The organism is Bacillus jepli, assembly GCF_047238305.1.
Lineage (GTDB): Bacteria > Bacillota > Bacilli > Bacillales > Bacillaceae_L > Ferdinandcohnia.
In genome coordinates this window covers 1,578,126-1,600,928 of sequence record NZ_JBDFMO010000001.1, presented here as the reverse complement: position 1 = coordinate 1,600,928, position 22,803 = coordinate 1,578,126, and the positions used below count along the sequence as shown (strand labels likewise).

Sequence of the window (22,803 nt, the reverse complement as noted above, 5' to 3'; positions counted from 1 at the left end):
TTAGGCAGCCATTATTCTTTTGCTATAAAATAGTTCCCCAAATACTCCATCCAAAGTTTATGACCTCTTTGGCTTGGCAACCCTTCATTTAGATACTCTACGATCTTATCTGACTGATAGTCTGGCCAAGCTTCCCAATGATTAAGATAGGTAAAGTTATTTTCTGCCGCAAAAGCTTCTAATCTCTCCACCTCTTTAGGATAATGCTTTGCATTATGCAATGGATTTGCCGGCTGAAGTATGACAGATAAATCAGCAAATTCAGCTTTTATGGCCTCAAGTATTTGATGAATGTTTTCTAACCTTACATCAATAGAGATAATCTTACTGTTATCGTAGAGTATAAATGGTTCAAGTAATAATATATCAGGAGACAGGCTTATGATTTCTTGATATAACTCTTCCTGCAAAACTTGGGTTGATGTTTTGTCGGAAATTTCTTTGATAGTTATGTTTAAGAGATCCTCACCATATGTATTTTCTAGTTCTTTCTTTAATAGTGTAGGCCATCCAGATGGATCTTCTGGTGTAGAACTAGAACCCGCTATGACAAGGTTAACTGGTTTACCATTTTGAACGGCGGCAATTAACTTTGTTTGAATATCCTTTGGTAAATTCTTTGAATATTTCTCTACATTTGCGACTTTTTTCTTGTCTTCTTGATATTCCTCTGTAGCATTTTTTATTTGAACATCTGGCTTTTCGGCCTGAGCTGTTCTGGCACTTGCCTCTATTTTGTTATTCCAGTGCATCTTACCTACAATTATGACAGCAAATGAAAGGATAACGACAACAATTACTAGGATTTTTTTCAAATCCTCAACCCCCTTACAAAACACGACTAATTTACTACATTATACAATAAAAATCTATATTTTTTGGATTTTATGGGTAATTTATGTAATATTTCCTCGGAAATTGCAAATAGAAAGGAAAAAGCTGACGAAATTCGTCAGCTTTTATTATTATTTGAGACTCGATTCAAACACGGCTTTTACCTTTGGTGTCACATCATGACTCCCATTTTTCACATCTTCTATTAGCATCGCTACCAATAGACTTGGATTTTCTGTATTGACAGCTACAAACAACCCATTTTCTTTTCCAGCTTCATCTTTACTTGTCTTTAGTTCAGCCGTTCCAGTTTTACCCGCTAACTTAATACCATCAATTTTTGCATCCCGTGCTGTACCATTCGGTTCTTCTACGACTTGAACTAGATCGTCTAGAAGGAGTTGTGCAGTTTCAGGTGATATCACATTTTCTTTCCACACTTCTGTTTCCGTTTCATTTAGGATGAGTTTTGGCTTTAAAAGATTCCCTGAATTCAGTAATGGTGTATAGGAAATGGCTAAGTGAACAGGACTCATTTCAAGCTGTCCTTGCCCATAGCCTGTATCTGCAAGTAAAACCTCGGACTTAAGACCTTCATTTGAAATTTTCGATTCATATAATGGATACTCAAATGGAAACGACACACCAAATCCATATTTGGTTAATTCGGTTTCGAATCGTTCTCCGCCAATTCCTAATGCTGCTTGAGCAAAATAAATATTATCAGAGAACACTAGCGCATCCTTTAAGTTCACAGGTTTCCCAGGGTCCGTTACCCTAGTTATCGAATAGCCTCCCCAAGAGCTGTCCTTCTGCCATTGCTTACCTGTTATATTAATTGAAGTTTCTGGTGTAATCACATCATTCTCTATTGCGATACCAGCTGTGATTGGTTTAAATGCTGAGCCAGGAGCATAGGTTGAACCAAAGCGATTGAGCAATGGCTTAAGTGGATCTTCATTTAATCGATTCCACTCTTCTGTTGAAATTCCAAGTACGAAATCGTTGGGATCAAAGGATGGACTACTTACAAGCGCAAACGTTTCCCCAGTCAATGGATGGATAGCAGCTGCTGCACCTGCATTTCCTTTGAGCTGGTCATATGCTGTAAGTTGAACATCGATATCGATAGCTAATTTAATCGTCTCTCCATCTTTAGCTTTCTTTTCAGCAAGAACAACTTCACCGGCATCATTCGCCTTTTTGATGTAGACTTTAGCTCCTTTTTCTCCTCTAAGTCGATCTTCAAGTACCATCTCAAGACCTTTTTTCCCGACAACATCATTTGTAGAATATCCTTTTTCCTCAAGCTTTTTTAGATCCTCTGCTGTTACAGTTCCAATATAACCAATCAAATGAGCGGTTGCTTCATTAAATGGATATACTCGAGATTCTACCTTTTTCGATAGTACACCATTAAGTTGGGTTACTTGTGTAGCGAGCTCCTGTTCTTGTAAGGAGAGTCTTTTAATTGGCACAAAATAATCAGGTTGGACCCATGAAGCATTTAATGCTTTTTCGATTGACTCCGAAGTAAGTTTTAACATTTCTTCCACAGTAGCGATCGTTTTTTCCTTTTCTTCACCAAGGTCTTTTGGGACTAATCCAATTTCGTATACAAGTCCATTTTCAGCTAATGGGACACCGTTTCGGTCGACAATTTCTCCTCTTGTTGGAGAAGAGATCGATATACCAATCCCATCCCCTTCCTCCATGTCAGGGAAGAACATTGATGGTCGCCATCTAATTGTCCACTTTTTTTCGTCATCCTTTTCTTCTAAAACAAGTGTCACTTTTTCTGAAAATTCAATGGGACCTGCGACTGTTTCCATTGAAAGATCATATGGGAAAACAACTTCACCTTTGTCATTAGGTTTGACTTCCTCTTCCGGAGCCTTGAAATTGATTTTTAAGTTCTGAACATCAATATCGTTGTAAATTTTCGTAAAACGCTCTTCAAATTCATCTTTTTGAACATTTGCTTTTGCATCAGTGGAAAATTGATCATATACTTTTTTGAAATCCTGCTTTTCCCAATCTTGAATAAATGCTTCAAATCTGTCTTCCGGAAGAGGGTCTTGATTGCATGCAGTTAACAAACCCAAACTTAATGTAAAAACCGCAAAGAACCATATGTACCTTCTCATTTATTTTCACCTTCTATTTTCCAATTTTATGTTTTCTACCTATATAATACATTTTATAGTAAATTTAGAGACTTATCGATTATTTATTGTCTATTTTTACAAATAGGTCTATAATCATATGGTATTTACATTTTCATACAAAAGGGAGATATGTATGGAGAAAAACCAAAAGAAAAAAATGAGTAAAACCAAAAAATGGATTGTTAGTATACTTAGTATAGTTGGCATTTTTATACTCGCTGTTGGGGGATATGCTTTTTACCTATATAATTCGGTTGAAAGTACAGTTGCTTCTATGCATAAACCAATTGATAGGGAAAAATCAGCGAAACGAACTGAAGTTGTTGAATTTAAAGAACAGGATCCGATTTCCATTTTATTAATGGGTGTTGACCAAAGAAAAGGTGATCGTGGTCGTTCCGATTCATTAATTATTCTCACTGTGAATCCTAATGAAAAATCAACCCAAATGGTAAGTATCCCTCGTGATACTAGAACTAAAATTATCGGAAAAGGATTCGACGATAAAATTAACCACGCTTATGCATTTGGTGGACCTGAAATGGCAATTGATACAGTTGAAAACTTTCTTGATATTCCGATTGATTACTATATTCAAGTTAATATGGAAAGCTTTAAGGATATTGTAAATGCAGTTGGTGGTGTCACAGTCAATAATTCATTTGCGTTTTCATCTGGTGGGTATTCCTTTAATGAAGGCAGCATTACGTTAAATGGTGACGAGGCTCTTGCTTATTCACGGATGAGATATGAGGATCCAAGAGGCGACTTCGGGCGACAGGAACGCCAACGTCAAATTATTCAAGCCGTTATAAAGCAAGGTGCATCACTTTCAACACTTTCTAAAGCAGGCGATATTCTATCTATATTTGGAGAGAACATCCAAACAAACCTAACTTTTGACCAAATGATAGATATTCAAAAAAACTATAAAGCTGCTTCTACTAAACTAGAGCAAAGCCAAATTGCCGGTAGTGGTACTAGAATTGATGGAATCTATTATTATATCGTTCCTGATGAGGAACGTTCAGCGCTATCCGCAAAGTTAAAACAACACCTAGAAATAAGTGAAAGTGTAACAAAGCGATAGGCTCCTTGTCCCGCTCTTTCAATACAGCCGATAAGCACAAGCTTATCGGTCTTTTTTTATCAGTTTTATTCTTTCGGTAATTACCATTTACTAACAATATAATAGTAATTTATACCTATTAACATTTCTACAAAATGTGACGATAATAGTATCGATTTGTAATATTCGTTCGATAATAGCAAAACCACTGAAAAGTCGGTGACGCAAAGCTAAAGGGGCTAACGTCCAATTGACAAAGCCAGCCAGCTACCGAAGACGAGGAGGAAAACAGAATAATGAGCACATGGGTTACACCAGAAGAAATGGAAAGAAAACGTAAGAGAAATAAAATTCTTTTATACGTTTCTATTCCAGTTCTTGCCATTCTAGTTAGTGCAGCTACGACTTTACTCGCAAATGGTTTATAATATGTTTAAAGGGTCCAATAAGATTTTTTCTTATTGGGCCCTTTTCCACACTTACTTAATCACACCCCAAAAAAAGCATGAATTTATTTCGTTAGGATCAAAAAACCTCTGTCCCATCGTGTAAAAAATGATAAACGGCGCCTATTAGCCCCGCTTGATTGGATAACCTTGCTAGGACTATCTCTGTATTTTCATAAAAACTTGGCTTAAGATGTTTTTTAATTTCGTCTTTTACTTCTAGTAAAAACCTTTCCCCTCTTGTGGTAATTCCTCCTCCGATGATTACTTTCTGAGGGTTAAAAATGTAGATCAAGTTCGAAATGCCAATCGCAAGGTATCGATAAAATTGCGCAACTGCTTTTTTGATCTCAATATCCCCTCTATCATATAGTTCAAAAATTTCCTTCCCAGTCCAATTTCGATTTTCTTTATATTCCTGCGCAAAACGAATAAGTCCTGTTACTGAAGCGTTTTTTTCAAAGGGTTCACCCTCAATTTGCATGAATCCCCATTCCCCCGCACTAAAGGTATGCCCGGAGTACATTTTTCCATTAATGACAATTGCCCCGCCGATTCCAGTACCAAGTGTTAAGACAATAAAATTTTCCGATTGATGCTCTCCAAGCCATAACTCACCAAGTCCGGCACAATCAACATCATTGCGTACACTTACAGGTAATTCTAAAGCTCTGCTCATTAATTTTTTTATCTCCACACCTGCATAATTAGGAATCGTATCAGAAGCTGCTAGGATTTTTCCAGATTTACTATCGACTACCCCCGCTGTACTGATTGCAACCCCATCCACTGTGTGACTTTCCAGTAATAATTTACCTAACTCTATTACTTTCTCAATGATAGCTGGACCTCCAAGATGCGCTTCAGTGTCTGCTAATCCCCTGGAAAGAATGATTCCTTCCTCATTCACAATACCATGCTTAATATGGGTTCCACCGATATCGAATGCTAAGAACTTTCTCATACTTCGAAAATACCTTTAGTAAATGTTCTAGTAATAAGCTGTGGTCTCGTAATGGCACTTCCGACTACAATTGACCAAGCCCCCAACTCTAACATTTTACGGGCTTGTTCTGGAGTACTGATCCTACCTTCAGCGATGACTGGGACATTTGCTACCTTACATAATTGCTCCACCAATTCAAAATCTGGTCCATCCAGCTTGGGACTGTCAGTGGTATATCCGGAAAGTGTGGTCGATACCATATCAACACCACATCGAATCGCATAATCTGCATCCATCAATGTCGCAATGTCCGCCATAACCAATGCATTACTTTTTTTATGTATATAACTAACCAACTCCTCTAACGTTTCCCCATTCGGCCTTTTGCGAACTGTGGCATCTAATGCAATTACATCTGGCTCTATAGCAAGGAGCTCCTTCACCTCTTTAAGTGTAGCTGTTATAAAAATTTCGCTGTCGGGATAATCCCGTTTCAAAAGTGCAACGACAGGAAGTCCTGTTTGTTCTTTAATTGCTGAACAATCAGCAGCTGAGTTACAACGAATCGCAACGGCTCCCCCCTCTTTTGCAGCCAGGGCCATCTTTGCCATCATCATTGAGCCATGGAGTGGTTCATGATCAAGCGCCTGGCAAGAAACGATTAAGTGTTTATGTATGATTAAAAAAAAATCTTCCTTTTTCACTGTACATCTCCCTATCTACTATTTAGTCGAAAAAAAACAACAAATTGCAAAAGTAAAGTTACCTTTGCAATTTGTAATGTCTTTACTTTACAGACACGAATCCTGTCCCTTGTCGCTATTTAGCTTGAGTGAATTTCACGTGAATGTCCTCTCTTGTATTGCTAATGACAAATCGATAGGATGTGTTTGTGTGAGACTGGTGAATCTTCAGGTAGTTGTCCGCTACATTAAGCCCTGAGAAAACATGGATGATACGCCCTTCTTCCGTTTTAGTTGTAAATGTCCAATCTGTTACTTTTGTATAATGAATGTTATCAGGACTAGAATATAGTTCGTAGTTATTGCCATTCAATCGGTTTCGGTCATCGCGATTTCGCAATTCAACAGTATCAATTACTTTAGTATGTGGTTTATTTACTTCGATTCCCAGGCTTCGTGAATTATAGTCAAATGCAATCGGTCCACTCGCACACGCATTATCCCAACTATATATATGTCGCGTTTCTGGTGAAACGTCCATTTCTGCAAATCCCACTTTAAAATGATTGCTTTGTGGTTTTCGATCTAAAAGTTGAAGAACATCTCCATTTTGAACTCCCACCTCTGCCAACGTTTTGTCAGGATCAAGTGGAATCCCGTTACGCAAAAGCTGCATAGAGTTCGATGGAATACAACTTAATTTTGGCGCTTGGTCAGCAATAACATCTTTAACAAATGTGGTAGCATTGGATTGTGTTTTACGAACAGCAAATGGCCATGGCCATTCGTCACGATCGCTTCTTTCAATAAAGAATGTAGGATTTGTTTTTTGTCCTTCTTTTGCCACGTTATACTCTGAAATACAGTCTGATGGATTACTAGAATCTTCTATTATATTTGCCACAATCTTAAATGGTGCCCCATTAAGGGAAACTTGGAAAAGGACGAGTAACTGAGTATCATTTAGATGATGGAATGCTATTTCACCAGTTGCTGCACCCAAATTGGCTTCCCCGCTAGGATCTTGCAAGTAAACAGGTGCTTCCCAAGTAACACCTGAATCATAAGAAACACTAATTGCTGCCTTACCAACCCTTTGACCAGAATCAGAAAGATAGCGGTGCCCCATTAGCAGCTTTGATTCACCCTCTGGAAGGTATTTCGAGCAAGCTGAGAGTGTTAAGGATAGTGCCTCTGCTTGTTTACCAGTAGCTACAGGCTTCGTCCATGTTGCTCCTTGATCACTGGAGTAAGATAAGTAAACTTGCCCCTTATCTGGACCAACGCCAGCTGCATAACGAATAATAGAAACAATCCGACCATCGGGTAATTCTTGTAATGATAATTCATTTGCACCACTTGTATATTTAGATCCATGGAATGGTGGATATTGCGGTGGATTATTCGGATCATAAGCAATTGTCCGATAATCTGACCACGTTTCCCCTCCATCAAATGATCGTAATACACCGGAACGCCACCTCATCGGATTTGTTTGCCAATCCTCTACAAGTTCAGTAGCACCCCAAATCGGTAATAACAATGTACCATCTTCAAGCTCAAGAATTTGGCTGCCCCCGATATGTGCTTCGCGAATCGGTATTGGAAGTTCTACTTCTTGTTGAGTTCCTTCCCATGTAAAGCCGTTATCTGTTGATTTTGCAATAAACAGCCTTGATTCACGGTTATTGTAATTGGAATGATTGACAGCATCGTTATAGGGTAATAAAATCGTTCCGTTTGTTAATGTGGTCATTCCTCTCGTTGATGAAATGCTTCCTTTCTCCCCAAAAAGAAACGAGGTTGCAATAAGTTCAGATGGACCCCATGTACGCCCTTGATCTGTAGAGCGTATCATCCTAAGCTCTCCACCGGGATGAGCATCACCAGATGTATTGAATACTGCTAGCAAATCTCCATTAGGCGCTTCGGTTAGAGCGGGACGTTGTGCTTGAAGAAGTACTCCATCTGGGAAAGTGTTTTGGTCGGTTACATTCCAGGAGTCAGTTACATGTAAGCCTAATGGCGTATTAGCTTCAATTGCATGTACCGGATTCTCTGGGTTACCTACTAGGAAAGCAAAGAAAAACAATGACAGTATGGCTAAGCAACATTTGAACCTTTTTTTGGAAAGATATCTTCTGCTTTTTACCACTGGTAAAGTCCTCCTTGTTTATTTTTTATATGTAACTACTTTCAAAGTTTACATATCTGGCTAAGTTGTTACATACACACCTACCTATTCACTTCCGTAGTTAAGGCTCCTAGAAAATCTACTCCTTGAAGATTCTTTGCGTTTTTCAACTCTATGAATTGCTCTCTTAATTTAGCAACCTCTTCTTTATCGTAATTGATAAATGGCCTTCTGCAGTATCCTGCATCTACACCCATCCATGACATCGCATTTTTCATGACCGAAAAATAATCACGGCTTAGTGAAAAGTTAATGATTTCATTCGCGATCGATTGTTTTTCAATAGCTTCTTTTAAGTCTCCCTTTTGAACAGCTTGATAGATACTGATAAACAATTCGGGAATTAAGTTATAAAAGGATCCAATGATTCCATCTGCACCAGAAGCCAATCCTGACATGGCCATTTCATCAGCACCCGAAAACACAACGAAATCGCTTCCAATCTCACTTTTAATCCGCATGATTTCATGATGAGAATGGTTCGTATATTTGATTCCTTTTACACCCTCAATCGTGGCAAGTTTTAGAATAAGCTCAAATCCCATTACTCCAGCTAATGGAATATTATAGATAACCATTGGCAGAGGTGTTGCCTCTGTTAGCTCCTTATAATATTGATAAATATGTTCATTATTAAAACGCCAATAAAACGGAGGAACCGATGATACCGCATCCGCACCACATTTATAGGCATGCTGAGCAAGCTCAATCGACAATTTTGTACTTATCGCCCCTACATGAACCATCACTGGAACACGACCTGCAACCTCATCCACAACAACTTCTACTACCTTCTTCCGTTCTTCCAACGACATTAAAAACGCTTCACCTGTACTTCCAGTCAAATAAAATCCATGCACACCCTTTGAAAGCAATTTCCTAACTACTTCCCTTTGTCTATGTTCATCAAATTCTTCTTTTGCATCAAAACAAGTGATTAAAGCTGGAATAACACCTTTAAATTCCTTAATTGAGTAGCTCATTGTTTTCCCCCTACTTGGTATTTTTCGTCAACAAGATGACATGAGGCAAAATGCTCTTTTCCATTTACACGATATTTTTTCAACTTGGGCACTTCATGCTTACACCTTTCAACTGCCTCTTTGCACCTTGGATGAAAGGGGCAGCCTGAAGGAGGATTTATTGGGTTAGGCACATCACCTTCTAATACAATACGCTCTGATTTACGGTCAAGATCAGCAATCGGTATCGCAGAAAGAAGTGCTTTTGTATAAGGATGAAGAGTGTGTGAATACAAATCTTCTGCGTCTGCAAGTTCTACTATTTTTCCTAAATACATCACAGCAATCCGATCACTGATATATTCAACAACGCTTAGATCATGTGTTATAAATATATAAGTTAAGTTTCTTTCTTCCTTTAAATTTTTTAAAAGTTTGAGGACTTGCGCTTGTATCGACACGTCGAGCGCACTTACTGCCTCATCGCAAACAATCAATTCTGGTTGAACACTTAAGGCTCGTGCGATTCCAATACGCTGTCGTTGACCTCCTGAGAATTCATTCGGGTATCGGTACATATAATCTCTGTTCATATTAACGGATTCTAAGAGATCTCCTATTATTTGACGTCTTTCCTTTTTTGACTTTATCCCGAACTTTTTTAATGGGTCTTCAAGAGATCCAAAAATGGTGAAGGCAGGATTTAACGATGAATGAGGATCTTGAAAAATAATCTGCAGTTTTTGACGTAATTTGTCCATCTCTCTTTTCGGAAGCTTCACTAAATCCTTTGGTTCACCGTCAAAATGATAGATCATGGAACCTTCTGTGGGTTTTATCAATTGTAAAATTGATTTCCCCAATGTTGTCTTTCCACATCCACTTTCCCCTACAAGACCAAGCGTTTCTCCTTTATATACTTCAAGATCAATTCCATCTACAGCCTTTACGTATCCTGCATTTCTTTTAATTACACCCTTTTGTACAGGAAAATAGGTTCTTACATTATTAAGCTTTAAAAGTACTTCTTTATTTTTCTCCATCTTGTAACACCCTTTCGTAATTCCAACACCGAACAGAATGAGAATTACTAATAAAGTTTTCACTAGGCATTTCCAAACATTTTTCGGAAAAATACTTGCATCGAGGATGGAATTGACAACCTTGAGGACGGTCATAAGGGTCTGGTGTAGAACCCTTTATTGGCTCAATCTCCTGTTTATGCCCTTTCCCTAATATTGGAATAGATTTTAATAACGCCTTGGTATATGGATGTGCAGGAGTTCGTAAAACCTCTTCCTTGGTACCGCTTTCGACGATATTGCCCATATACATTACAACGACATCATCAGCTAACTCAGCCACTGCACCCATATCATGAGTAATCATCATTATGGCAGTTTCATGTTCTTCTTTTAATTTTTTCATGAGTTCAAAGATTTGAGCTTGAATGGTAACATCAAGGGCAGTGGTCGGTTCATCTGCAATTAAAACTTTTGGATTGCACGCCATGGCCATCGCAATCATAGCACGCTGGCGCATCCCACCCGAAAATTCATGAGGATAGTCGTCTATTCTCTGTTCGGGTAGAGGAATTCCCATCATTCGAAGTAATTCAATCGCCTTTTTTCTGGCCTCCTTTCTACTCAAATCCGTATGGTACCTTAAATTTTCAATGATCTGATATCCGATTGTATATACTGGATTTAAGGCAGTCATCGGATCCTGAAAAATCATTGCGATATCTGCGCCACGTAGTGACCTCATTTTTTTTCCGTTTTTAGGCAACTCGTTTATTTTAATATCACCGTGGCTGCTATGATAAATGATTTCACCTTCTTCAATTCTTGAAAATTCTGGTAACAACTGCATCATTGAAGCAGCTGTTACACTTTTGCCACAACCACTTTCACCAACAACACATAGCGTTTTTCCTTTTTTAATTTTGAAGGAAACACCATTCACTGCTTTATTACATCTTTGATTTGTGTAAAAAAAGGTTTTTAGATTATCAACCGTAATTACAGTTTGATCACTCATGTGAATTTCCTCCAATCTATCCTTGTTGAGATGGATCTGTTGAATCACGAAGACCATCCCCAATAAAGTTAACACTTAGTACAAATAGTGAAATCACAATCCCTACCGGGAACCAAATCCACCAATTTTCTTTTAAAACATTCAAATCATTTGCTACATTGAGGATATTCCCCCAAGTGGCAATTTCAAATGGTACTCCCAAACCTAAAAAACTTAACGCAGCTTCCTGAAGGATAAACATGGCTGTATTTAAAGTAAGGGCTACCATAACTACACCAATAGCGTTTGGCAGCATATGTTTAAAACAGATAATAAAATCATTTAACCCAAAAGCTCGTAATGCCTGAACATATTCTTCTTCCTTGATGGATAACATGCGTGCTCTTACCATCCGATAAACACCGCACCATCCGGTAATCACAAAAATAAAGATCAAATTCATCATACTTTGCCCTAGAAATGCAACGAGTAACAACACTAAGATAATTTGTGGGAACGCCATAAAAATTTCAGAGATTCGTAGAATAATGGCGTCTATCCATCCTCCTTTGTACCCCGCATAGCTGCCAAGAATAACTCCGATGATGGCGGAGCCAACAGCACTTCCAAATCCAATTAAGATCGAAATTTGCCCCCCGTATAAGATACGTGATAATATGTCTCGCCCAAGTTTATCAGTGCCTAGCCAGTGTTCACTAGACGGGGGCTGCAGAACACTGCTAAGATCAATGATTAATGGGTCATAAGGAGCAATGATAGGAGCTAATACACAAACTACAACAAGAAAAATAAAGGTTACGAGACCGAATACAGATAACCTGTTATTTAACAATTTCCTTAGCGCGCGATTACCTAGACGTTTTTTAACTTTTCCCGATTCCTCTGCCAACCTGACTTTATCCATTTTTTTATTTAAACCCGAATTATTAGAAGGTACCAACTTCATCTGATCAACCCCTTTATCCTAAACGAACTCTCGGGTCCAACAACGCGGTTACAATATCCACAAGAAAGCTCGATAGCAGCACAATTAATACAAATAATAATGCAATCATCATCACTAATGGATAATTCTGTCCTTGAATCGCTGAGAGGAACTCACTACCTACACCTGGCCATTGAAAGATTTGCTCGATGACAACAGTTCCGCCGATCAGCATGGGTAACCGAAAACCTACTAATACAGCAACAGGCGTTAAAGCAACTCTAAATCCATGAACTAAGTTCACTCTCCATTCCGGAATACCTTTACTGCGGGCTGTTCTTATAAAATCCTTGTTAATTGCATCCAGCATGCTAGAACGCGAATAGCGCATTACACCTGCAATCATAGCAATTCCTAAGACCAATGATGGAAGTACAAGATGCGGAATTCGATCCAAAAAGCCATCTTGTCCTGGAAGCATCCGACCACTTACCGGAAACCATTGTAAGTCAATCGCAAAGATTAAAAGAAATACAAGCCCAAAAAAGAATTCTGGAATCGATAAACCAATCATTCCCATTACGGTTAACGAATTATCAGCAATCGTACCCCTTTTAAGTGCACTAATTAGCCCAAAAATGCTACCTATAATTAATGAAAAAATAATTGCAATAAATGATAATTGCAATGTTGCTGGCAAACGGCTTAAGACAATTTCTTCAATAGGTGTTCCACTTGTTAAACTATAGCCGAAATTACCTTGAAGAATTCCTACGAACCAATTAAAATACCTTACGATAAACGGATCATTTAATCCCAACGATTCCCTTAAAGCATCTAACTTTTCAGGAGACAAATTTGCCATCGCATCTGGGCCTGCGATAAAAGATATGGTATCGCCAGGCATAAGTTCCATGCCGCCATAAATCAGAAAGCTAACGATTATTACCATAGGGATCAGCATCAGTAACCTGCGAATGATGTAAGTTAGCATCGCCATCTTCCTTTCTTAATCATTTTCCTTCAATATTGAAAAAGCAATAGAGCTGCTGGTCGTAATGCGCAGCCCCACTGCTCATCAAAGTCAACTAACGTTTATTCTTTGGGAAACTTATTAATAAAGAACAGACGAGTGTATCGAATGTCAACCGGTGTAATCGTCATATGAGACATATCCTCTAAAGACAGGACATCTTGAACACTCTTTGTATAAGCGTAATCTAGCTGTTTGGCTGCAGCATTTTTAACTAGATTTGGATCAGACTCTGCACTTGGGTACATTTGAATCTCCTCGATTTTGGCCACACCACGATGATAATCTTCAAACGGAACAAACGTCGCAAAGTTGTTCATGGAAACTTCCTTAATCTTAAATGGACCAGAACCAATTGGTGCTTGCCAGAATGCCGATTGTTGCATTTGTAACGGATCTACACCATCAAAATGTTTCTTTGGTAATGGTGGTAACTGAGTAAACATAAGTAATGCGTCTGGAGCAAGATTTTCAAAATTGAATGTTATAGTATTTCCCTCGATCACAATACCGGAAATTTCATCAGCAGCACCATCGACATATTCTTGATATCCTTCTAATTTGTTTAAAGATGACATGAATACTGCGTTCAAGGTCGGAACCTTGGTCGCAATTTCAAACGTCCACTTTACATCCTCTGGTGTAATTGGCGAACCGTCGTGCCATTTTATTCCGTCTCTTAATGTAAATGTAATTGTTTTTCCATCTTCACTTACTGTATAATCTGAAGCTAGTTCCCCCTCTTTAGGGTTTAGATTTTCATCTGCAACAATCAGATGATCAAATAGAACCTTTGTACTCATGTAGTTGCCCGGATTAAGAAATGGTGTTTCAAAAAACTGTACCGGACCTCCATTTGTTTTCATAACCTTCTTTCCACTGCTATCAGGTTTAATGTCCCAATTCACGATATTCCAATCATAGTTGAACTGCTCATTACCATATGGAGAATTCGCCCGATCAAGGCGATCGCTTTGTGCAACAAATACTTGCTGATAATATAAAGGAATTAAAGGTAACGATTCATTTTCATATTTTTGTAACGCGTAAAAGGCTTTTTTCTGCTCTTCTAAATCAGTCGTAGCATTGGTTGCTTGAATGAGTTCATCTAACTTAGGATCTGTTGGGGTATGAGAATTACTTGGAAACCCGCTCATGAATCGATCATAGTATTCGTGCATAGATAATGCTGCGATAGCACCGTAAGCAATATCCCACTTCACCGCCGATGGTCCATTTTTCGGATCACTTGGAGGAACCCAGAGCTGCGCAGCTAAATCTCCCTCTAATTTTCGAAATTCCATCTTCATTCCCACTTGTGATAGGTATGCTTGAACGGCTGTCATTAAATCAACCGTCTGTTGGTCTCCATAATAAACGACAGCATCAATAACGTAATTCGGGTCCCAATTGGCTTCTTTTAGTAGTTGCTTAGCTTTCTCCGGGTCATAGGCATAGTCATCTAATCCATCCGTTTTCCAATCGCCATTCGGTGTAAGACTATCCGCCACGATTGCTTTACCTTGTAATATTTGCTCTACTATCGCCTGTTTATCAATTGCATAATTAATGGCTTGCCTTACTCGTGGATCTGCCAATGGATTTTCGTACTCCGTTTCTTCTGCTGGATCGTTTGTAACTGTTTCTTTAGATGGTTCATTTGAATCAGGTTCTTTTGTGTCAGTGCTGCTGTCATTTGTACATGCAGCAACGACTAACAAAAGAAATACAGCTAACAAGAAACTAAAAACTTTTTTCACTAACTAACCCCTCCTTATAATTTGAAAAACTTTTTTATTTATCTCAAGGCTATTCAGCCTTAAAATACGAATCTTTCACTCTTTTATTCTCAAAGCATCTTTATCTAATTTTCTATTTCGGCTAAAGCATACAAGCCATCTCCCTTATTAGTAAATGGAGTTTCCCTTAACATGACGACCACACCTGGCTTTTCCGCCATGATCCATTGCAGTTTATTTCCAAATAGGTCATATAGTATCCCTACCCTATCGTTTGTTTTTACTTCATCAAGCAAGTTGACTGAGGGAATAAAAAAGCCGTCCTTTTCTGCAAATGCAGCCTTATCTAGATTTCCATCACCTAACAAACGAAATTCTATTTCTTCCTTTGGCTCGTTCACCCATTTATTTGGTACAGTTAGCAAACTTAAATAGTTTAATAATCGATAAACTCCAATTTCATACTGCTTTTGTTCTTCTCTTTTTATACGTTTGCCACCGTATCCTTCTGTATAAAGCCATGGAACATTAAGTGAAAGTGCTGAGCTAATCGTTCTTCCTGGACCGACTTGTTCATGGCCCCAAATCACTTTCATTCCAAATGCTTCAGCTGCCGCCTTTGATATTTGGCTAATTTGAGAGTTGGAATCATAATAGTAACCAACTAAGGCTGGCATGGCATAATGCGTTCCTCCACTATGTAAATCTAGTAAGAAATCTGCATTTCGAATAAACGTCTCATGTAAATGCCAGGCAAGTCTTGAAGTAAAATTACCGTTTGAATCACCAGGAAATGCTCTAGCAAGATTTTCTCCATCAACACCAGTAGTTCGAGTGCCATTTATATAGGAGGAAACGTTTACAACAGGAATCATGACTAATGTACCAGTAATATCGGTAACGGAAAGATCCCGAAAAACTTGGATAATCGTCTGAATCCCTTCATATTCATCCCCGTGAACACCACCTAAAACTAATAGTGTTTTTCCTTCTTTTTGTCCCTTGATTACATTAACTGGGATAAAACCTTCCTTAACTTCCCTATCAAACACTAATTCAAAGCTTGCTTTCTCCCCTGCTTTAACCTGTTTGAGATCGAAATTGTCGATAGACTTTCTAGTCATAGAAGAAATCATTTACCACTACCCCCTGCTATCACTTCTAATGACTCAGGAATATTTTTGTACTCAAAATAATTGAGATTTGAACTGCTTGAACCTGGTGTATCTAATTCAATTGCATATTTTGCAATATCGCCGAACGCCGATCTCCAAGCAACCGCTGCTTTCACTACGATAATTTTAAAATCAATTGGATCGACTTCGACACTTTTGAGATGATTGATATCCCACGGTGCAACTCTCTTTTCAGTAAGAATGATGCTGGACTTATTATCTTCAATTTCAATTACCGCGGTCTTTCCCATATTGGCTAACATTCCTGTCATATACGGTCCACGATGTCTATAAACACCATCGGATAGCAGTTTAATCTTTCCAAAGACGTTGACAGGCCGACCATGAAGCGGATCTTTATTGTCTTTTATATCCTTTTTTCCTCCTATTGGGTAATCAAGCTCCCCACCCACACCAATAGCGAATGCAAGGTTAACAGCTTCATAATCATGAATGACTATCAAAAATTCGTTCATTTCATGTTCAATTAAATATCGTAGAGTGTGAGTAGCATCTGCTGGTGTTCCTGCTCCAACATTATCTGAGGATTCAATGAAGACAATTGGAAAATCTGTTTGCTGATTTGCATATTCTTTGGCCTGTTCGAGATTATATAAAACCGGCCGAAATTCGTTTTGATGCAATCTCATCCATTGGGATAATTCACATGCAATTCTTTCTGCCTTCTGAGGATTGTCATTCGTTGTCACAAGTACATTGGCCCCTACACAAAAAACATCAGCAAAGGCAAAGCCTCCTACGATAGAAATCGTTAATACATCAGCTTCTTTTTCATACTTAAACACTCTCGCCATTAACGTACTCATTGGTTCGATATTTGTGTTCATTAATGTCGGAGCAATTAGCAAATTAGTTCGTTCGAGATGACTAGTAGGCTTTACTTGATTAGTAATGTACTTTATCAATAGTTCAGTCGCTTCTATCGCTCTTTCATAAGCATCTATATGAGGGTATGTATCATAGCCTACAATAAAGCTTGGTATTCGCACCATATCCTCACTTAGATTTGCATGAAGATCAATTGTGACAGATATCGGCTTACTCTCAACAACTTCTTTTAGCAGTCGAAGTAACTCACCCTCGACATCTTGACACTTCTCACTAGCCATTGCTCCATGTAAAATAACGAGTAAGCCATCCAAGCTTTCTTGTTCTTTTCTAACTTGATGGATTATTTCCTTAATAATCGCATTTTTTGCATCTTCACTAACAGTACTTGATGGGAGAGTTTGGGTATAAAAGAGAGGAACAAGTTCAAAATTGAATGTTTCACTTGCATCTATTACTCCACCCATGCTCGTTTTTGTCCCTTGAAATGCTTGATAGAAAGATTGTTTTCCTATATACCATTCCTTTTGAAAGTCATCTAAGGGTGTGATTCCTGGTGCAAATGTATTGGTTTCATGGTAACAACCTACAACCCCTATTCTCATAATCCCAATCCCCTTAACTTACTTTTTCAATTTTGCAATGACATCAATCTCAACTAACATCCCTTCTGCTAAGCCACTTACAACGGTCGTTCTTGCAGGAAATGGGATTGAAAAATACTCTTGATAAATACTATTAAAATCTTCGAAGTTTGCGTGATCCGTTATATGGGCTGTTACCTTGACAACATGGTCTAGTGAAGAACGAGCTTCTTCTAAAATGGCTTTAATTGATTCCATCGTTATTGTTGTTTGTTCTTTCATATCTAAACCTTGAATGACATTACCATCCCGATTGAGAGCACCTTGACCTGAGACAAACACCCAGTCATCGACAATGATTGCTTGAGAATACAAACTGCCTGGTTTACATGCTTTTTCTGATATAACTTCCTTACGAATTGTCATTTTCTCCTCCGTATACCTTTTGATTTTGAAACAAGAAACTTGAGCTACACTATACTCTCGGGAATCTTGTGCTGGTCAAAGATTCCTTTTGCTTTTCTGATAGCATCATGACCATTTCTTACCACCGGAGACATATGGCCTGGGAGTAAAACATCAATACTTAAATCGGCTACTCTATTTATACTTTTCTTTAAATCTTGTAAAGAGAAATCCCATGTTGATAATTTTGCTATCTTTCCCCTATCAAATACTAAATCTCCTGATAGAAGTGTATGTATTTCTTCCATATAAAAACTAATAGAGTCGTGACTATGACCAGGGGTTTCAATCACCTGAATGGTTAAACCACCAATTTGCAAAGTATCTTGATCACAAACCTCGATACAATCTGTTACACGATGAAAGGTATAATCTCTTGGATATACACCCGTTTTTTTCGATGAGACAAGTGACATTTTTTCTTCATCTGCTTCTTTTATCATGTTTGCTGTGTCTTTTGAACAAACAATTTTGGCTCCACTTATTTGCTGAAGACTGTGAGCTCCCCCGGAGTGATCGGCATGGGCATGTGTCAAGAGGATGTAATCAATCATCTCAGGGCGATAGCCATTCCTCACTATCTCTTCCACAATTTTTGAAGGATTAATTCCCGCACCACTATCGATTAGGATCAATGAATCTCCTCCATCCACCAGATATACATTACAATCGTACTTATCCGTTTGATTCATGCCTAAAAGGCCGCTTCCCACCAAGTAAATTTGATCATTAATTTTCAACTTAGCCCATCCCCTCTCACTTATCAGAATTATGAATAAGGATTGGCTTTTTCTCTTTAATAGATTGAACAATAGCTTCGGCAATCATTACAGCCGATAACGCATCTTCTGGGTTTAGTATATGTGAATGTCGATCTGTAAATATACATTGATAAAAATGCTTCAATTCTTCAAACAAGGCACCAACTGGAACTCCATGCACATTACTCCATGAGAAGATAGGTGGTGTACTTAGGCCCTCATTGTCCCAAAACGTGATCGTTTGGTCAGGGTCCTGAATATGTACAGTACCATCTTCCCCGACGATTTCCATTCTTACGTCCATAAATGAAGGTGCTCGATCTGGAACAAGCCAGTTATTCTCAATCATTCCAACCGATCCGTTATCAAATGTTAACATTGCCCAAATAAGATCAACATCTCCAGTGGTCGATGGTGTGCTTTGTGCATACACTTCTGTTACATGTGAATCTGTGTACCAACGCATTAAATCAATATCATGAATCCCTAATATAAAAACTGGATTTGACCTGCGATAAATGGAAAAATATTTTTTAGGGTTATTTCTTCTTGCATAAAGAGATCGGATTTTTCCAATTCGACCCGTTTCTAATTCCTCTTTAATAAGAGAATATCGGGAATCAAATCGACATACATGACCAACCATTAATTGTTTTCCGTAATCCTGAGCGACTTTCATCATCTCTTTTGCATCATTGCTATTCGTAGCAAGTGGTTTTTCAACAAAAACATGACAGCCTGCTCTTAGTGAGAAGATGACTGGCTCAGTGTGTAAACCTTCTGGTGTTAATACATGAACCACATCTAGCTCCTCTCTTTCCAACATCTCTTTCCAATCTGTATATCCATGACAACCCAGTTCAGACTTTGCTTTGTCTACAATCTCTTTTCGTACATCAGCTACTGCAGCCAATTTTATATTTGATATGTTCAACAAGCATTGAATGTGTAATTGTGAAAATCGTCCTAAACCTATTAGCCCTACCCTTACATTTTTCATGTAAACACTCCTAAAAGTACACTAATCTCTTAGAGTTGAAGATTTTCTATTTCGATCAATTCCACCTCTGGCACTTTTTTAGCCATTGCCTCTAGTCTTTTTGAATCCTTAAATCCCGCTCCAGTTAGAATACAAACCACCTCTGAATCCGTGGTAATTCTTCCTTCTATAAGAGCCTTTTCCACACCTGCTAAAGAGATAGCTGCTGCAGGTTCACAGAGAATCCCCTCATCGATTGCAAGTTTTTCCTGCCATTTCCACGTGGATTGATCGTCAATCATTTCTCCCCATCCATGTTGTTCATTCAGTACTTTGAGTACTTCACTTCCATCAGGAGGGTTCGGAACTTGCAATCCTGATATTTCTGACGTGGAATCTCCTCCTAAAGGGATCGAGCTATCTTCCTTCCATGCTCTTACAATATTTGAACAACCAGATGGTTGTACCGCAACAAGTTGTGGTACCTTTTTCGAAAGATTTCTTTCGTTTAAGGTAGAGAACCCTTTCCATATACCAGTAAATAACCCTCCACCACCTACAGGGACAAAAACGGCATCCGGAGTCTGGTTATTTAAATTTTGAAAGACTTCAAAGGAGATGGTTTGAACGGCTTCCATGGCAATTGGGTTATATTTGTAAGCAGTGATCATTAATTCCCAATTCTTTTTTTGGGCTTGTTGTTCAATATATTCAAACACAAGATTGCCAACTTGTTCACTTTCACCAAATCCATTAATTCTTGTTACGTTTGCTCCATAAATGACTATTTGTGTCATCTTGGCTTCTGACATTTGTTCTAGTACCAATAAATGATAGGGGATACCTGCCCTTGCTGCATAAGCTGCAACGGATGCTCCCGCATTTCCTGAACTAGTTCCAATACATGCTGAGCGATTGTTTTCGAGAGCCCACGATATTCCTAGAGCAGCAATCCGATCTTTGTAGGAACCAGTAGGATTGGTAGATTCCAATTTAAAATACAGGGAAGACAAGCCTAGTTCCTTAGCAATTCGTTGACTTTTTACGAGCGGAGTATTCCCTTCTCCCAAAGTGATTTGATTATGTGCAGAAACAGTGGGCAACAAATCCTGAAACCTCCAGATCCCATTCATACCGTTCAACATTCTATTCCTTTGAAGTCGACTCATACGCGCCTCCATTTACAATTTGTGAGGTTATTTTTACTAACCATCATTTTTCTAACGATTGTTTTTTAGAATCTATATACCCTAGCTTTTTAGAAATTTTCTTTGCAACTGAGACCACATCATTAGCAATTAGTTTTAAGTTCCCTTCTGGGAAACGATGGATGACGCCCGATAAACTGACTGCTCCTTCTACTTCTCCATAAAAGTTATAGATTGGAGCTGCAATGCATCTTGCTCCAAGAACACTCTCCTCGTTATCAACCGCATAACCAAGATTCTTAATCTTCGAAACTTCTTCTAAGAAAACATCTTTTGATCGAATCGTGTTAGCAGTAATCTTTGGGAAGCCTTTTACTTCTATTAGTCTTTCTAATTCATTCGCAGGTAAAGATGACGCAATGGCCTTCCCAATAGCTGTGGAGTGAAATGGCACTCTAGAACCAACGCTTTCATTCATTCTTAGTGAGTGAGTTCCTTCTATAATTTCCACATACAACACATCATCCTCTGTCATCACACCTAGATTCACAGTATCTCCATATTTTTCAGCCAACCAAATGATGTCATCCATGGCACATTTCCTGAGTGCATTATCGTGTAAAATCTTTTTCGTTAACTCCAAGGGTTTAAAACCAAGACAATACTTTCCGTCACGAGAGTTTCGTGTAATATATGCCCGTTTTTCCAAAGTAGCTATAATTCTAAATAATGAGGATTTAGGCCTATTTAGTAATTTTTCTAACTCAATCAGGCTAAGGGATTCATTTTCTAAGAACGCTTCCAACAAATCTAGAGCATTTTCCACTGAACTTATTGTATATCTCTCATTTTTTTCTTTAATTGCATCCTTGGGATTTCCTTTTTCTACCATATTTCGTTTTGGTCCTTTATTATGTTAGTTAGTTTTCCTAAGCCGTCGATCTCAATTGAAATAATATCTCCGTTCTTTAACCAAACTCTTTCACTTTTTTCATATCCCAGTATGACCCCTTCTGGTGTTCCACTTAAAATCACATCACCAGGAAAGAGAGTCATATGACTCGAAATAAAACTAATCAGTTTTTCACAATTAAAAATCATTTTAGACGTATTGGAATTTTGTCTTATATCTTCATTCACATATGTTTTGATCCCCAATTCATTTGGATTCGCTATTTCATCCTTCGTTACAAGATAGGGTCCTAATGGACAAAAACCATCACAAGACTTTCCAAGTAACCATTGTGATGTCAGAAATTGAAGATCCCTTGCTGATAAGTCATTTGCAATTGTATATCCATAGACATAAGATAGAGCATCTTCTTTTTTAACATCTTTCGCTTCTTTACCAATTACAATAGCTAACTCCGCTTCATAATCAACTTGTGTTGAATGTGTAGGAATCGAAACTTCACTTTCGTTTCCAATGAGAGCATTATTAAATTTACTAAACAATATAGGATAATCAGGTAGTTCCATCCTGGATTCTTCAACGTGAGGTTTATAATTTAATCCCACACATATAATTTTTTGAGGATTTACAACACTTGGCCCATATTGTATTTCGCTCTCATCAAGAAAAAAACTCTCATCTAAGCTTTCCGAAAAATCCAAAATATCTTTTAATGCATGTTCAGCACTTTCTGCCGCTACTAGTTCCTGTACTGTCAGGGGATATGTTGAAACATCATGATGTGATTGCTTCATTTTCTCAACAACTCTTTGTACCTCTAAAATTCCTCGTTTTGTTTTTACACCTAGCTTTGGTTTACTGGATTTGATAAATGTTAAGGTAATCACCCT

Annotated in this window: 21 protein-coding genes and 1 riboswitch; of the genes, 2 read left to right on the top strand and 19 right to left on the bottom strand. The window is 38.2% G+C overall.

Annotated elements, in window-relative coordinates; translation table 11 throughout:
- Positions 1 to 11: 11 nt before the first annotated feature.
- Together ABC371_RS07925 and ABC371_RS07920 are read right to left on the bottom strand one after the other, a co-directional pair.
- Positions 12 to 815: an SGNH/GDSL hydrolase family protein gene (locus ABC371_RS07925; protein ID WP_412896299.1), complete on the bottom strand. Its 804-nt coding sequence runs from the start codon at positions 813 to 815 to the stop codon at positions 12 to 14.
- 150 nt (positions 816 to 965) lie between these two features.
- Entirely contained in the window at positions 966 to 2,981 is a 2,016-nt protein-coding gene (locus ABC371_RS07920) for a penicillin-binding transpeptidase domain-containing protein (RefSeq protein ID WP_412896298.1), read from the bottom strand.
- Positions 2,982 to 3,135: 154 nt separating this feature from the next.
- On the opposite strand from ABC371_RS07920, the gene tagU reads away from it, so the two are divergent.
- Positions 3,136 to 4,092, top strand: a complete 957-nt coding sequence (gene tagU, locus ABC371_RS07915; RefSeq protein ID WP_412896297.1) for a polyisoprenyl-teichoic acid--peptidoglycan teichoic acid transferase TagU — start codon at positions 3,136 to 3,138, stop codon at positions 4,090 to 4,092.
- A 167-nt stretch (positions 4,093 to 4,259) separates the two neighbouring features.
- Positions 4,260 to 4,346: riboswitch (cyclic di-GMP riboswitch) on the top strand.
- A 21-nt stretch (positions 4,347 to 4,367) separates the two neighbouring features.
- Positions 4,368 to 4,499 carry a hypothetical protein gene (locus ABC371_RS07910; protein WP_412896296.1) on the top strand — a complete coding sequence of 44 codons (132 nt, stop codon included), beginning with the start codon at positions 4,368 to 4,370 and terminating at the stop codon, positions 4,497 to 4,499.
- Positions 4,500 to 4,596: 97 nt separating this feature from the next.
- On the opposite strand, the gene ABC371_RS07905 is transcribed toward ABC371_RS07910, so the two are convergent.
- The 17 genes from ABC371_RS07905 to ABC371_RS07825 all read right to left on the bottom strand — a co-directional run bounded on the left by ABC371_RS07905 (position 4,597) and on the right by ABC371_RS07825 (position 22,800).
- A complete protein-coding gene (locus tag ABC371_RS07905) occupies positions 4,597 to 5,481 on the bottom strand; it encodes an ROK family protein (RefSeq protein ID WP_412896295.1) in 885 nt (294 codons plus the stop codon).
- Positions 5,478 to 6,167, bottom strand: a complete 690-nt coding sequence (locus ABC371_RS07900; RefSeq protein ID WP_412896294.1) for an N-acetylmannosamine-6-phosphate 2-epimerase — start codon at positions 6,165 to 6,167, stop codon at positions 5,478 to 5,480. Before ABC371_RS07900 ends, ABC371_RS07905 begins: the two co-directional genes overlap by 4 nt.
- 115 nt (positions 6,168 to 6,282) lie before the next feature.
- Positions 6,283 to 8,301 carry an exo-alpha-sialidase gene (locus ABC371_RS07895; RefSeq protein WP_412896293.1) on the bottom strand — a complete coding sequence of 673 codons (2,019 nt, stop codon included), beginning with the start codon at positions 8,299 to 8,301 and terminating at the stop codon, positions 6,283 to 6,285.
- 80 nt (positions 8,302 to 8,381) lie between these two features.
- Positions 8,382 to 9,323 (bottom strand): dihydrodipicolinate synthase family protein, encoded by a 942-nt coding sequence (locus tag ABC371_RS07890; RefSeq protein WP_412896292.1) that lies wholly within the window; start codon positions 9,321 to 9,323, stop codon positions 8,382 to 8,384.
- A complete protein-coding gene (locus ABC371_RS07885) occupies positions 9,320 to 10,345 on the bottom strand; it encodes an ABC transporter ATP-binding protein (protein ID WP_412896291.1) in 1,026 nt (341 codons plus the stop codon). The genes ABC371_RS07890 and ABC371_RS07885 overlap by 4 nt, the downstream gene beginning before the upstream one ends.
- Positions 10,332 to 11,342: an ABC transporter ATP-binding protein gene (locus ABC371_RS07880; protein WP_412896290.1), complete on the bottom strand. Its 1,011-nt coding sequence runs from the start codon at positions 11,340 to 11,342 to the stop codon at positions 10,332 to 10,334. The genes ABC371_RS07885 and ABC371_RS07880 overlap by 14 nt, the downstream gene beginning before the upstream one ends.
- A 16-nt stretch (positions 11,343 to 11,358) precedes the next feature.
- Positions 11,359 to 12,288 (bottom strand): ABC transporter permease, encoded by a 930-nt coding sequence (locus tag ABC371_RS07875; RefSeq protein WP_412896289.1) that lies wholly within the window; start codon positions 12,286 to 12,288, stop codon positions 11,359 to 11,361.
- Between the two features lie 13 nt (positions 12,289 to 12,301).
- On the bottom strand, positions 12,302 to 13,261 hold the full coding sequence (locus ABC371_RS07870) for an ABC transporter permease (protein WP_412896288.1): 960 nt from the start codon (positions 13,259 to 13,261) through the stop codon (positions 12,302 to 12,304).
- Positions 13,262 to 13,362: 101 nt separating this feature from the next.
- Entirely contained in the window at positions 13,363 to 15,060 is a 1,698-nt protein-coding gene (locus ABC371_RS07865) for an ABC transporter substrate-binding protein (RefSeq protein WP_412896287.1), read from the bottom strand.
- 104 nt (positions 15,061 to 15,164) lie between these two features.
- Complete coding sequence (locus tag ABC371_RS07860; protein WP_412896286.1) at positions 15,165 to 16,175, bottom strand: succinylglutamate desuccinylase/aspartoacylase family protein; 1,011 nt, start codon at positions 16,173 to 16,175, stop codon at positions 15,165 to 15,167.
- The gene (locus tag ABC371_RS07855) at positions 16,172 to 17,668 is read right to left on the bottom strand and encodes a M81 family metallopeptidase (RefSeq protein ID WP_412896285.1); all 1,497 of its coding nucleotides are present in this window, start codon (positions 17,666 to 17,668) and stop codon (positions 16,172 to 16,174) included. The genes ABC371_RS07860 and ABC371_RS07855 overlap by 4 nt, the downstream gene beginning before the upstream one ends.
- Positions 17,669 to 17,686: 18 nt before the next feature.
- Entirely contained in the window at positions 17,687 to 18,073 is a 387-nt protein-coding gene (locus ABC371_RS07850; protein WP_412896284.1) for a RidA family protein, read from the bottom strand.
- A 44-nt stretch (positions 18,074 to 18,117) separates the two neighbouring features.
- Positions 18,118 to 18,852, bottom strand: a complete 735-nt coding sequence (locus ABC371_RS07845) for an MBL fold metallo-hydrolase (RefSeq protein ID WP_412896283.1) — start codon at positions 18,850 to 18,852, stop codon at positions 18,118 to 18,120.
- Positions 18,853 to 18,868: 16 nt separating this feature from the next.
- Positions 18,869 to 19,873 carry a Gfo/Idh/MocA family protein gene (locus ABC371_RS07840; protein WP_412896282.1) on the bottom strand — a complete coding sequence of 335 codons (1,005 nt, stop codon included), beginning with the start codon at positions 19,871 to 19,873 and terminating at the stop codon, positions 18,869 to 18,871.
- A gap of 29 nt (positions 19,874 to 19,902) precedes the next feature.
- Entirely contained in the window at positions 19,903 to 21,021 is a 1,119-nt protein-coding gene (gene thrC, locus ABC371_RS07835; protein WP_412896281.1) for a threonine synthase, read from the bottom strand.
- 43 nt (positions 21,022 to 21,064) lie between these two features.
- Entirely contained in the window at positions 21,065 to 21,892 is an 828-nt protein-coding gene (locus tag ABC371_RS07830; protein ID WP_412896280.1) for an IclR family transcriptional regulator, read from the bottom strand.
- Positions 21,886 to 22,800 carry a fumarylacetoacetate hydrolase family protein gene (locus ABC371_RS07825; protein WP_412896279.1) on the bottom strand — a complete coding sequence of 305 codons (915 nt, stop codon included), beginning with the start codon at positions 22,798 to 22,800 and terminating at the stop codon, positions 21,886 to 21,888. The genes ABC371_RS07830 and ABC371_RS07825 overlap by 7 nt, the downstream gene beginning before the upstream one ends.
- Between the last annotated feature and the right edge of the window lie 3 nt (positions 22,801 to 22,803).

Coding starts and splice junctions, on each gene's coding strand:
- ABC371_RS07890 (WP_412896292.1), bottom strand. CDS start 9,323: ATGAGCTACTCAATTAAGGAATTTAAAGGTGTTATTCCAGCTTTAATC.
- ABC371_RS07910 (WP_412896296.1), top strand. CDS start 4,368: ATGAGCACATGGGTTACACCAGAAGAAATGGAAAGAAAACGTAAGAGA.
- ABC371_RS07855 (WP_412896285.1), bottom strand. CDS start 17,668: ATGAGAATAGGGGTTGTAGGTTGTTACCATGAAACCAATACATTTGCA.
- thrC (WP_412896281.1), bottom strand. CDS start 21,021: ATGAGTCGACTTCAAAGGAATAGAATGTTGAACGGTATGAATGGGATC.
- ABC371_RS07870 (WP_412896288.1), bottom strand. CDS start 13,261: ATGCTAACTTACATCATTCGCAGGTTACTGATGCTGATCCCTATGGTA.
- ABC371_RS07905 (WP_412896295.1), bottom strand. CDS start 5,481: ATGAGAAAGTTCTTAGCATTCGATATCGGTGGAACCCATATTAAGCAT.
- ABC371_RS07850 (WP_412896284.1), bottom strand. CDS start 18,073: ATGACAATTCGTAAGGAAGTTATATCAGAAAAAGCATGTAAACCAGGC.
- ABC371_RS07830 (WP_412896280.1), bottom strand. CDS start 21,892: ATGGTAGAAAAAGGAAATCCCAAGGATGCAATTAAAGAAAAAAATGAG.
- ABC371_RS07875 (WP_412896289.1), bottom strand. CDS start 12,288: ATGAAGTTGGTACCTTCTAATAATTCGGGTTTAAATAAAAAAATGGAT.
- ABC371_RS07885 (WP_412896291.1), bottom strand. CDS start 10,345: ATGGAGAAAAATAAAGAAGTACTTTTAAAGCTTAATAATGTAAGAACC.
- tagU (WP_412896297.1), top strand. CDS start 3,136: ATGGAGAAAAACCAAAAGAAAAAAATGAGTAAAACCAAAAAATGGATT.
- ABC371_RS07920 (WP_412896298.1), bottom strand. CDS start 2,981: ATGAGAAGGTACATATGGTTCTTTGCGGTTTTTACATTAAGTTTGGGT.
- ABC371_RS07880 (WP_412896290.1), bottom strand. CDS start 11,342: ATGAGTGATCAAACTGTAATTACGGTTGATAATCTAAAAACCTTTTTT.
- ABC371_RS07840 (WP_412896282.1), bottom strand. CDS start 19,873: ATGAAAAATGTAAGGGTAGGGCTAATAGGTTTAGGACGATTTTCACAA.
- ABC371_RS07860 (WP_412896286.1), bottom strand. CDS start 16,175: ATGATTTCTTCTATGACTAGAAAGTCTATCGACAATTTCGATCTCAAA.